The 11002-nt window shown below is 63.7% G+C and carries 16 protein-coding genes; 6 read left to right on the top strand and 10 right to left on the bottom strand.

Annotated elements, in window-relative coordinates; all coding sequences use genetic code 11:
• Positions 1-8: 8 nt before the first annotated feature.
• The gene (locus tag IQ16_RS31460) at positions 9-1499 is read left to right on the top strand and encodes an HWE histidine kinase domain-containing protein (RefSeq protein ID WP_018648719.1); all 1491 of its coding nucleotides are present in this window, start codon (positions 9-11) and stop codon (positions 1497-1499) included.
• Here IQ16_RS31460 and IQ16_RS31455 read toward each other — a convergent pair.
• Positions 1496-1717 (bottom strand): hypothetical protein, encoded by a 222-nt coding sequence (locus IQ16_RS31455; protein ID WP_026312963.1) that lies wholly within the window; start codon positions 1715-1717, stop codon positions 1496-1498. The genes IQ16_RS31460 and IQ16_RS31455 overlap by 4 nt on opposite strands.
• Before the next feature lie 139 nt (positions 1718-1856).
• Between IQ16_RS31455 and IQ16_RS31450 the strand changes: the two genes are divergently transcribed.
• Together IQ16_RS31450 and IQ16_RS31445 are read left to right on the top strand one after the other, a co-directional pair.
• Positions 1857-2126, top strand: a complete 270-nt coding sequence (locus IQ16_RS31450) for a hypothetical protein (protein WP_018648721.1) — start codon at positions 1857-1859, stop codon at positions 2124-2126.
• 95 nt (positions 2127-2221) lie between these two features.
• On the top strand, positions 2222-2449 hold the full coding sequence (locus IQ16_RS31445; RefSeq protein WP_018648722.1) for a hypothetical protein: 228 nt from the start codon (positions 2222-2224) through the stop codon (positions 2447-2449).
• Between the two features lie 120 nt (positions 2450-2569).
• Here the strand turns inward: IQ16_RS31445 and IQ16_RS45910 are convergent, their stop codons facing one another.
• Entirely contained in the window at positions 2570-2746 is a 177-nt protein-coding gene (locus tag IQ16_RS45910; protein WP_018648723.1) for a hypothetical protein, read from the bottom strand.
• Between the two features lie 18 nt (positions 2747-2764).
• Positions 2765-2986, bottom strand: coding sequence for a hypothetical protein (locus IQ16_RS31440; protein WP_018648724.1), 222 nt, complete (start codon positions 2984-2986; stop codon positions 2765-2767).
• Between the two features lie 115 nt (positions 2987-3101).
• On the opposite strand from IQ16_RS31440, the gene IQ16_RS31435 reads away from it, so the two are divergent.
• Complete coding sequence (locus tag IQ16_RS31435) at positions 3102-3296, top strand: DUF3072 domain-containing protein (protein WP_018648725.1); 195 nt, start codon at positions 3102-3104, stop codon at positions 3294-3296.
• A 90-nt stretch (positions 3297-3386) separates the two neighbouring features.
• Complete coding sequence (locus IQ16_RS31430) at positions 3387-3662, top strand: DUF6496 domain-containing protein (protein WP_018648726.1); 276 nt, start codon at positions 3387-3389, stop codon at positions 3660-3662.
• Positions 3663-3674: 12 nt separating this feature from the next.
• On the opposite strand, the gene IQ16_RS31425 is transcribed toward IQ16_RS31430, so the two are convergent.
• Together IQ16_RS31425 and IQ16_RS31420 are read right to left on the bottom strand one after the other, a co-directional pair.
• Entirely contained in the window at positions 3675-4037 is a 363-nt protein-coding gene (locus IQ16_RS31425) for a hypothetical protein (protein ID WP_026312964.1), read from the bottom strand.
• Between the two features lie 244 nt (positions 4038-4281).
• Positions 4282-5823, bottom strand: coding sequence for a Do family serine endopeptidase (locus IQ16_RS31420; protein ID WP_026312965.1), 1542 nt, complete (start codon positions 5821-5823; stop codon positions 4282-4284).
• 207 nt (positions 5824-6030) lie between these two features.
• Here IQ16_RS31420 and IQ16_RS31415 point away from each other — a divergent pair, with 207 nt between their 5' ends.
• Positions 6031-6867 carry a universal stress protein gene (locus IQ16_RS31415; protein WP_018648729.1) on the top strand — a complete coding sequence of 279 codons (837 nt, stop codon included), beginning with the start codon at positions 6031-6033 and terminating at the stop codon, positions 6865-6867.
• A gap of 19 nt (positions 6868-6886) precedes the next feature.
• On the opposite strand, the gene IQ16_RS31410 is transcribed toward IQ16_RS31415, so the two are convergent.
• The 5 genes from IQ16_RS31410 to IQ16_RS31390 all read right to left on the bottom strand — a co-directional run bounded on the left by IQ16_RS31410 (position 6887) and on the right by IQ16_RS31390 (position 10972).
• Positions 6887-7081, bottom strand: a complete 195-nt coding sequence (locus IQ16_RS31410) for a hypothetical protein (protein ID WP_018648730.1) — start codon at positions 7079-7081, stop codon at positions 6887-6889.
• A gap of 241 nt (positions 7082-7322) precedes the next feature.
• Entirely contained in the window at positions 7323-8060 is a 738-nt protein-coding gene (rpe, locus tag IQ16_RS31405; RefSeq protein ID WP_018648731.1) for a ribulose-phosphate 3-epimerase, read from the bottom strand.
• Positions 8057-8992, bottom strand: coding sequence for a CbbX protein (cbbX, locus tag IQ16_RS31400; protein WP_018648732.1), 936 nt, complete (start codon positions 8990-8992; stop codon positions 8057-8059). The genes rpe and cbbX overlap by 4 nt, the downstream gene beginning before the upstream one ends.
• Positions 8993-9091: 99 nt before the next feature.
• Positions 9092-9499, bottom strand: a complete 408-nt coding sequence (locus IQ16_RS31395; protein WP_018648733.1) for a ribulose bisphosphate carboxylase small subunit — start codon at positions 9497-9499, stop codon at positions 9092-9094.
• 12 nt (positions 9500-9511) lie between these two features.
• On the bottom strand, positions 9512-10972 hold the full coding sequence (locus IQ16_RS31390) for a form I ribulose bisphosphate carboxylase large subunit (protein ID WP_145831950.1): 1461 nt from the start codon (positions 10970-10972) through the stop codon (positions 9512-9514).
• Between the last annotated feature and the right edge of the window lie 30 nt (positions 10973-11002).

The raw sequence follows: 11002 nt of genomic DNA, 5'->3' as shown, positions 1-11002 counted from the left end.
ATCCGCGAATGGACCACGAAAAGGTCAATATCCTCCTCGTCGACGACCAGCCGGCCAAGCTGCTCGCCTATGAGGTGATCTTGAAGGATCTCGGTGAGAACCTCGTGATCGCATCGTCCGGTCGCGAGGCGCTGGAGGTGCTGCTCAAGACCGAGATCGCGGTGATCCTGGTCGACGTCTGCATGCCCGAGCTCGACGGCTTCGAGCTCGCGGCGATGATCCGGGAACATCCGCGCTTCCAGAAGACCGCGATGATCTTCATCTCGGCCATTCAAGTGAGCGACATCGACCGGTTGCGCGGCTACGAGATGGGCGCGGTCGACTACGTGCCGGTGCCCGTGGTGCCGGAGGTGCTGCGCGCCAAGATCAAGGTGTTTTCCGAGCTCTACCGCAAGACCCGCGAGCTCGAACGGCTGAACCAGGAACTCGAGGACCGCGTCCGCGCGCGCACGGCGGAACTGGAGAACTCCACCGCCAAGCTGCGCGAGAGCGAGCAGCGCCGCAGCATGGCGATCGCCGCCGGCAAGATGGGATCCTGGGACTGGGACTGGATCAACGGCGACTGGATGTGGGACGAAGGCCAGTACCGCATTTTCGGCGTGACGCCGGAGACCTTCAACGTCACCTCGGCGAACATCCAGGCACTGCTGCACCCGGATGATGTCGACCGGTTCGGCCAGGCGATTGCTGCGTTCAATAGCGGCGCACGCGCCTATGAAGGGGAATTTCGCGTCAGCCGCCCCGACGGTGAAGTGCGCTGGTGCGTCGGCACAGCGGCCGCGACGGTGGATCAGGCCGGCCGCGTGGTGCGCGTGAGCGGCGTCACCGTTGACATCACCGAGCGCAAGCGTGCCGAGGAGCGGCAGAACCTGCTGGCACGGGAAGTCGATCATCGCGCCAAGAATGCGCTGGCGCTGGCGCAATCGATCGTGCGCCTCACCCGTGCCGACGAGGTCAAGGCCTATGTCAACGCCGTCGAGGGACGCATCAATGCGCTGGCGCGCGTGCACACGATCCTGTCGCTGTCGAGCTGGCAGGGCGCCGAGCTTTCCAAGCTGATCGACGAGGAGCTTGCACCCTATTCGCTCGGCGACCAGATCCGGTTGGCTGGTCCCGAGGTTCAGCTGGTCCCTGCGACGGCACAGACGCTGGCGCTGGCGCTGCACGAGCTCTTCACCAACTCCGCCAAATATGGCGCGCTCTCGACGCGATCGGGCCGGCTCTTGATCGGCTGGCAGGTCGAGGAAGACCACCTCACGCTGACCTGGGAGGAATCCGGCGGCCCGCTGGTGAGGACACCGAAATCTCGCGGTTTCGGTACGCGAAGCCTGCTTGCGAGCGTCGAGTCCCAGCTCGGTGGACGGGCACAATTCGATTGGCGGGCCGAGGGCCTGTTGTGCCGCCTGGACGTGCCGCTGACCCGCAAGACCCCTGCCTCGGTAACGCAAGGCAAGTTCGACGCCGACACCTCCCCCGAGCTGCAGCGCGCGTCGGGCTAACCGGACGCGGCGATTTTCGTACGCAGGATCGAGCGAGGCTCGTCGGCGACGCGTCCTTCGAGCCAGGCTTCCGTTTGCGCGAGATCGCGCAGCGCCGTCGCATAGCGGCGGGCTGCGCTTCGTTCCGCACCGCGCGGCAACATGCGCGCCTTGCGCAACATGTCGGCGGCCGCATTCCGATAGGCCAGCGAGCGATAGAGATAGACGACCTTACCCATATCGAGTGTCCCATGTTGATGGACTTCATCCTCGCAAGCCCGGCATGAACGCCGGATGAAGCGGCGGATGACAATTCCTTCATGCGAGTGGAACCGGCGATCATCGCGCGCGTTGCATGTGCAATCGAGGGTTGGTTCCATGCGTGCGAACAAGACACCCAAGAAGCCACCGAGCCTGCTCTCTCCCACTGGCGTCATCAAGCTCGTGACGCATGCGATGATGGGCGCAGCTCTCGGGCTCGCATTCGGTCTCGCGCTCACTCTGTCCAATCCGGCGGTCGCCAATCTGCTCAATCACGGCGGAAGCCAAGCGATCCTGGTCTTCGCCCTCACATTGGTGACGACGTTCGCAATCGGTGCGACGCTCACGGGCGTCGTGTTCATCATCGACGAGGACAAGGAATTTTGAAGCGCGCGTGAAAACGCGGGTCTACTTTGTCGGGAACTCCTGTGACCAACGGCAGTTGGCTGCCTGCGTCAATTTAACTCAGGGAGTTCCCGCACATGAAGACGACCAAGCTCGCTCTCGCCGTGATGTTGGCAAGCGGCCTCGCCGCTGCACCGTTTGCCGCGCAGGCCAAGTCGCATAAGGCGAAACATGAATCGTCGACCTCTCAGACGACTGGCGCCAACACGAAGACCAAGAGTCCCGATGCCTCCGGCCAGGGCGGCTCTGGCCCCGGCTCCGATCAGGGCGGCACGATGACCAAGGGCACAGGCACCGCCAAGTAAGGCGCAGTCGTGCATCGAAGGCCTCGCGTTCGCGGGGCCTTCTCGCTTTGGTTGTTCGATACGATCTCTCTCAAGCCACACGCTGGCAGACGCGTTAGCTGCGTCCGATGTCAACGATGTTCAGCTCGCCGCCTGCGTCTTCACGAGATGGTCGAGCTGCGCCCGCTTGCGCGCAATCAGGAGCTGGGCCGCGGCGTCGTCGAGACCATCGCGCTGCAATTGCCGGATCGCGGAGCCCAGTTCGAGAATCTCGGCGCGCAGTCTCAGGATCCGGTACGTGTCCGGGTCTTCCTCCATGACGCGCTCCCAAAGCTCTCAGCGGTGCGCGATCGTCCGCGCGGGATCTGCGGCTTTCTTCAGCGGACGAAGCCGTACACGATTGCGGACATCCGGCAGGACATCGCCACCGCCAGCAGCTCTCCATTCGCCGATCAACAGGTTGATTTTCCGGCGCAGGTCCATCTGCGCCAGGGCCTTTTCCGTGCAGTCGCGCCCCCGATCGACCAGGTCGCGCACGGATGCCTCAACGTTGGCCATCTCCAACCTCAAGGCGCTGATTTTACGTCGAATTTCATTAATTCTGTTGTCCATGGCTTGTTAGAACAAAATAAGAACATATAGTCAAGTCGCGATTTCAGAATGGAGAGCGGACATGCAGGTTCAGGGTAAATACGACGCCAAGGCGTTTCTCATGGAGCAAATGTCCCGGGCGCAGGGATTGAAGCTGAAGCGGCTGAGCGAAGAGGCGTATCAGCCTGCGCAATATGCGCGAGATCTGTCCTTCGCCGAAGCCGCGCGGCGCATCCAGGTGCTCGAAGCGGAGATCGAGCTCGCAAACTCATTCTAGCCTGCGTCATTCATCATCCGGAGCGTTGCCGACGCGCTTTCGGAACCATGCCTGTGTCGAGCGGTTTTCCCCGGCCAAGGGAGAAAACGCATGGCACGCAAGGCAAAGAAACGACGTTACTCACGCAGCTCCGGCAGCGATGTCGAAAGCGAAATGCGCCGCTACAAGAAGGGCACCGCGAAGAGCGGACGCGGTGGTCGCGGCGGACGCGTGAAGAGTCGCAAGCAGGCGATCGCGATTGGACTCTCGAAGGCCCGCAAGAAGGGCAAGAAAGTCCCGAAGAAAGCGTCCAAGCGAAAGACGTCCAAGAAGAAGACGGCCAAGAAAGCGGCAAAGAAATCGAAGCGCAAATCCAGCAAGCGGTGACGCTGACGCCCGTCAGATCATGCTGCCCGGCATGAAGCACCGAATCGAAATCCCGAACGCCGTCTTCACCGGCCAGACCATGGTGCGCCCCGCCCGGTTCGGTTCGGTGATGACGGCTTCATCCGGCACATCCACCCATTGACCGTCGAGACGCACGCGATAATGCCCGTCGTGCGATTCCCAATCGGGATCCGAGACGGCAAATCCATCGGCATCCGAGCAGCACGGGCCGAGATGGCTGCGCAGACTGTCGAACCAGGGCTTGAGCGGTGAATCCGCGTAGCGGCCGTCATCGCGCCCGAGGGCGCTTCCGGCCGACAGCACGAGCGGCGCCACGAGCAGCGCACGTCTCAGCGAGAGCTTCAATCGATCCATGTCGGCACCGATCAAATGCGAACACCGGCCGGTTCCACAAAACAGCCGGACGTTCGGAACTCCACCCCCTGCAGGTAATATGGACTCCAAAGTCTGACGAGCGAACGCGGCTTTTTCGGACGAATCCGTCACCAATACTGCCGTTAACGAGAATGTTATCGTCGACCTGTGGGTATCTTTCACGCCAGCACGAAAAAAGGCGGCCCGCGGGCCGCCTTTTGAATTGCCGTTCAAAACGAGAGGCTTACGCGAGCGGCACGGCGACGAACCGGGTCGCCTCCGCGCCCTTCACCTGAAGCAGCACGCTGTTCTTGCCGGACGATTTTGCCTGCGCCAATTCAGCGCGGACGTCACCGACATTGGCGACGGGCTTGCCGCCGACATTGAGGATGACGTCGCCGGTCTGGATGCCGCGCTGCGCTGCCGGCCCTTGCGGATCGACCTCGGTGACGACGACGCCCTTCTGGCCGGCGCCCTGCACCTCGCCTGCCGGCGCGAGGCTAAGCCCGAGGCGCGGCGTGCCCTTGTCCGGCTGCACCTTGCCCTCATCGGATTTACCGTTCGCCTGCCGCTCCTTCGGCAACTCGCCGAGTGTGAGCGTCACCGTCTTGCTTCCGCCCTTGTGGAAGACATCGAGCTTCACGGACGTGCCCGGTGCCAGCGTCGCGATGGTGCGGGCGAGATCGCGGGAGTCCTTGATCGCGGTGCCGTTGACGCCGGTGATGACGTCGCCCGCCTCGATCCCGGCCTTGGCTGCCGGGCTGCCGTCCTGCGGATTGTCGACGATCGCACCGCGTGCCTCCTTCAGGCCGAGACTGTCGGCGATGTCGGCGGTCACCGGCTGCACCTGCACGCCGAGCCAGCCGCGCGTCACAGCACCCTTGTCCTTCAACTGCGCGACGACGAGCTTTGCAGTCGTCGCCGGGATGTCGAAGCCGATACCGACCGAGCCGCCCGACGGCGAGAAGATCGCGGTGTTCACGCCGATCACGTTGCCGTTCATGTCGAAAGCCGGGCCGCCGGAATTGCCCTTGTTGATCGGCGCGTCGATCTGGATGAAATCGTCATAGGGCCCGTTGCCGATGTCGCGGCCACTGGCCGAGACGATGCCGGCGGTCACGGTGCCGCCGAGGCCGAAGGGATTGCCGACCGCGACCACCCAGTCGCCGATCCGCGGCTTCTGCTCGGCGAATTTGACGGAGGGGAAGTCCTTCTTGCCGTCAACCTTGATCAGCGCGAGATCGGTCTTCGGATCGGTGCCGACCACCTTCGCAGTGTAGGTCGTGCCGTCGTCCATGGTGACCTGCACGGACTCGGCGTGATCGACGACGTGATTGTTGGTCACGGCGTAACCGTCGGCGGAGATGAAGAAGCCGGAGCCTTCGCCGGTGACCATCTGGTGACGCTGGCGCGGCATGCCGTTCATGCCGCCCGGGCCGCGGAAGCCGAACTGCCGCGAGAACTGGTCGAACGGCGAGTCCTCGTCGGAATCCATCCGGTTCTGTTGCAGCATCGCGTTCTTGTCGTTGTCGCGGTCGATCTTGACCCGCACCGAGATCACGGCGGGCTTGACCTTGGCGACGAGGTCGGCGAAGCCCGGCGGGGTCGTAGCGCTTTCCGCGGCGTGCGCGGGCGAGACCAGAGAGGTCACGCCGAACTGCGTGAAACCGGGAGAGCCGGCCAGCACGGCCACGCCAAGCGCGGCCACGGTGCCGAGCAGCGCAAGCCGGCGCGGCCTCAGGATCTTCCCGGTCGTGGTGGTGTCGGAATTGACGCGATCGTTCATGTCGAAATGTCCATGTTGGGTCAGATGTCGCCTTGCCCCCAACATGGTCGTTGCCACCTTACGGCGTTCCGTCCACGTGATTAAATCTTGGCAAAGGTGTTACGGCCGGCCGACCAAAATCGCGGCGGCACGTTTGATGCAGCTCAAGGCCGCCCCACCGCGCAGTGGAAGACTGCGCTGTCGAACGATGTCGATCGGAGGCGCGCCATGTACAAAGACATTCTCGTCCATATCCCGACCGAGCGGCCGATGCGCGCCGTGATCGACGGCTCGATCTCGCTCGCGGCGCATCTTAACGCCCATCTCGACGCGGTCGCGGTCGGCTATGTCGCGAGCAGCGCAGCCTACGTCCTGGACGGCGGTGCCGCCGTGGCGGCCGTGTTCGAGCTGGAGCGCGAGCGCGCCCTGGAGCGGGCCGAGGCCGCGCTCGCGGTGTTCAAAAGCGAAGCGGCCAACGCCGGCATTTCCTGCACCTGCCACCCGCTCGGCGCGATCCCCGCGGATGCAGCCAACTCGCTCGGCGAAATGGCGCGGCTGCACGACCTCAGCATCGTGCTCCAGCCCGATCCGGCGCAGGGCTCGTTCGACAACGACGTGCCCGGCGAAATCCTGTTCCAGGCCGGCGGCCCGGTGCTGTTCCTGCCCTACACCTTCCGTGGCGCCTTCAAGGCGCGGCGGATCGGCATTTGCTGGGACGGCAGCCGCGTCGCCGCCCGCGCGATGCGCGACGCAGCACCATTCCTGGCGCGCGCCGAAGGGATCGTGCTCATCACGATCAACGAAGCCGACGCGGTGCCGGGCGAGGTGTCGGCCAGCAAACTGGCGAGGCATCTCGGCCGGCGGGGCCTGTCGACCCGCACGGTCGGCCTCTCAGCCGCCCGCTCCCAGATTCAGCCGACCATCCTGTCGCTGGCGGCCGACGAGAACCTCGATCTGCTGGTGATGGGCGGCTACGGCCATTCGCGGTGGCAGGAGCGCTTTCTCGGCGGCGTTACCCGCGCCATGCTGGAGGCCATGACGGTGCCGGCGTTGATGTCGCATTAGCGAAGCCGGCCCGACGCTCTCACGCCGCGACGGGGGCCTCTGCATCCTCGTCGCGTTGCGCATTGCACGCGTCGAAATGCGCCTTCAGCGCGACCTCGGCGAGATATTCGAAATGTTCGGCCTGGCCGAGGAGTTCCCAGTTTTGAAGCGGCCTGTAGGCGGCCTGCTGACGACAGAGGGACGCCAACGCCCGGTAGCGACGTACGTTCTCCATGAGACCCTCCCTCGCATTCACTGGGCTTATTGGGCCTGATTTGCGTCAGGCCGATGGCGTTTATGCAAAACATTTGCTGCGTGCAGAACGCGCTTAACCTAGATTAATTTTCGAGAAGCTCCGGTAAGATTTTTAGTTCCAAACGTCCGCGCGGATCTCTCGCCCCAATGCGCTAGGCGTAGAGGCGGCGCCTTGAGACAACCGGATTGGCGAAGCTTTCGATGCTTGCGCCTCCCATAGTCTACCGGACACGACCTCCTTCACTCACGCGCTTCGACTGCGCGGAACTATGTTGCAGCTTCGGACCCCATCCCGCCTCAGCAGCTGCGCGAATGGCGGCGATGTTGGCGGCATAATCGGCGCCGCCCTTGCCGCGGAACACGGCGGAGCCCGCCACCAGCGTATCGACACCGGCGGCGGCAACCGCGGCAGCATTGTCCCGCGTGATGCCGCCATCGACCTCGAGCCGGATCGGCCGGTCGCCGATCATGCTTCGAATGCGCCGGATCTTTTCCAGCTGGGATTCGAGGAAGGCCTGGCCGCCGAAGCCCGGATTGACCGTCATCACCAGCACAAGGTCGAGACGATCGAGCACATATTCGATCGTGCTCTCCGGTGTCGAGGGACATAGGCTGACGCCGGCCTTCTTGCCGAGCGCGCGGATCGCCTGGAGCGAGCGGTCGAGATGCGGCCCCGCTTCGGCGTGAACAGTGATGACGTCAGCGCCGGCCTTCGCGAACGCCTCGAGATAGGGATCGACCGGTGCGATCATGAGATGCACGTCGAAGACCTTCTTGGTCACCGGCCGGATCGCCCTGATGACGTCGGCCCCGAAGCTGATGTTCGGGACGAAATGTCCGTCCATGACATCGCAATGGATCCAGTCGGCGCCGGCCGCATCGATGGCCGCGATCTCTTCGCCGAGACGCGCGAAATCCGCAGCCAGGATCGAGGGCGCAATAAGGATCTCGCTGGTCATGCCTTCACGCTCCTTTCCGCGACCGGACCACCGCTGAAGACGCGGCTTGCAAGGACATCCGCCGGATCGATGGTCTCGAGGTCGGCGACATCGAGCATGCGGTTGAGGTCGGACACCAGGCGGTCGGCCTGCCGCAGGCGGATGCGATCGACCGCATTGCGGATCGAGCGGGCGTTGGAGAAGAACGGCTGGGTCCGGCGCAGGGCGATGTATTTCTCGAACGCCTCGCGTGCCGCTGCCGAGAAGCGATAGCCCCGCTCCTTCAGCATCAGCTCGGCAATGACGAGCAGCTCGGCCTCTGCATAGTCGGGGAAGTCGATGTGGTGCGCGATGCGCGAGCGGAAGCCGGGATTGGAGGCGAAGAAACTCGTCATCCGCTCGCCGTAACCGGCGAGGATCACGACCAAGTCCTCGCGCTGGTTTTCCATCACCTGGAGCAGGATCTCGATCGATTCCTGACCGTAGTCGCGCTCGTTGTCGGGACGATGCAGATAATAGGCCTCGTCGATGAACAGCACGCCGCCCATCGCCTTCTTCAGGATCTCCTTCGTCTTCGGCGCGGTGTGGCCGATATACTGGCCGACGAGGTCATCGCGCGTCACCGAGATCACCTGCCCCCGCCGCACGAAGCCGAGGCCGTGCAGGATCTTGGCCATGCGCAGCGCCACGGTTGTCTTGCCGGTGCCGGGATTGCCCGTGAACGACATGTGCAGCGTCGGCGGCGCGGCGGCAAGGCCTGCGCGCTGCCGGATGCGCTCGATCAGCAGCAGCGAGGCGATCTGGCGCACGCGATTCTTAACCGGCTTGAGCCCGATCAGCTCCTGATCGAGTTGTTGCAGCGTATCGGTGATCCCGGCCGCTTCGGCCTCCTTGCGGAGATCGAATTGGGTCTCGCTTGGATCGGTCGTCGTGGCATGGGGGACATCCAGCATAGCTACCCTCGAAGAAAAGAGCTTCGCCGCGGGGGAGCGGCGAAGCAGTGGTCCGCCAAGGAAACGGAGCAGGGAGTGCTCCGCGCGGAGGGAGAACGGTTACTGAGTGGCGTGGGCGGCGGGCTTCCGCATCGTGGTGTAGCGGATCGCGCGACCGCCAACTTCCTGCCGGACCAATTCGAATTCCGCTTCCTGCGGCGGACGGTTGACGAGGAAGGAGATGCGCACCGATTCCCAGCCATGACTGGAATCGAAGCCACTGATGCGGATGTAGCGGTCGCCATACACCCGGCGGCATTCGGCGAGCTCCATCATCACGCCGGCGGCGTCCTGGAGATCGAACATCGGCAGGCCCCACATCTCCCAATAGGTGTTGCGGGGATGCGGGTCGTCGGTGAACTCGATGTTCACCGCCCAGCCGTTGCTGAGGCAATACTGCACCTGCTTGGTGATCTGGTCGTCGGTCAGATCGGGCAGGAACGAGAAGCAGCCCTGTGTCAATTTCATTGTCAAAACTCCTCAGACGGTTTCCAGCGCCGTCGGCACGAAGTCCGGCGTGTCGGTGGATTGATAGTTGAAGGTGACGTCCTTCCAGACATCGAGCGCGGACTTCAGCGGCGTGCAGGTTTGCGCTGCCTTCGCCAGGATCTCCGGACCTTCGTGGACGTAGTCGCGGCCCTCATTGCGGGCGAGGATCATCGCTTCCAGCGCCACACGATTGGCGATCGCACCGGCCGCGATCCCCATGGGATGGCCGATGGTGCCGCCGCCGAACTGCAGCACGACGTCCTCTCCTAACAGATCGAGCAACTGATGCATCTGGCCGGCATGGATGCCGCCGGAGGCGACCGGCATCATCTTGTTCAGGCTCGCCCAGGACTGGTCGAAGAAGATGCCGTGCTCGAGCCTGGTCGGATTGAACTCCTCGCGGCAGACATCGTAATAGCCGCGCGTGGTGTTGGGATCGCCTTCGAGCTTGCCGACCACCGTGCCGGCATGGATGTGGTCGACGCCCGCAAGGCGCATCCATTTGGCGATGACGCGGAACGACACGCCATGGCTCTTCTGCCGCGTGTACGTCGAGTGACCGGCGCGATGCAAATGCAGGATCATGTCGTTGCGCCGCGCCCATTTGGCCATGGACTGAATCGCGGTGTAGCCGATCACGAGGTCGATCATGACGATGCAGGATCCGAGCTCCTTGGCGAACTCCGCGCGCTCGTACATGTCCTCCATCGTCCCCGCGGTGATATTTAGGTAGGTGCCTTTCACCTCGCCGGAGGCCGCCTGCGCGCGGTTCACCGCCTCCATGCAATAGAGGAAGCGATCGCGCCAATGCATGAAGGGCTGCGAGTTGATGTTCTCGTCGTCCTTGGTGAAGTCGAGTCCGCCCTTCAGCGCCTCGTAAACCACGCGGCCGTAGTTGCGGCCCGAGAGCCCGAGCTTCGGTTTCACCGTTGCGCCCAGCAGTGGCCGGCCGAACTTGTCGAGCCGCTCGCGCTCGACCACGATGCCGGTCGCCGGTCCCTGGAACGTCTTCACATAGGCGACGGGAAAGCGCATGTCCTCGAGGCGCAGCGCCTTCAGCGGCTTGAAGCCGAACACGTTGCCGATGATCGAGGCCGAAAGGTTGGCGATCGAACCTGGCTCGAACAGGTCGAGATCATAGGCGATGTAGGCGAAGTACGAGCCTGGCGTGCCCGGCACCGGATCGACCCGGTAGCATTTTGCGCGATACTTTTCCGCGGCTGTCAGGCGGTCGGTCCAGACCACCGTCCATGTCGCGGTCGAGGATTCGCCCGCGACGGCTGCTGACGCCTCGATCGGATCGACGCCCTCCTGCGGCGTAACGCGGAACAGGGCGATGACGTCGGTGTCCTTTGGCGTGTAGTCGGGCTCCCAATAGCCCATGCGCTTGTATTCCATCACGCCGGAGCGATAGCGCTCCTTGCCGCGGACTGTGCCGGTATGTGCGTTCATGTCTCTCTCCTGTTCTTTTCTCTGCTCTGA

The sequence above is a fragment of the Bradyrhizobium huanghuaihaiense genome (genome assembly GCF_007830635.1).
In the GTDB taxonomy this organism is placed as follows: domain Bacteria; phylum Pseudomonadota; class Alphaproteobacteria; order Rhizobiales; family Xanthobacteraceae; genus Bradyrhizobium; species Bradyrhizobium huanghuaihaiense.
This window is presented reverse-complemented; position numbering and strand designations above follow the sequence as displayed.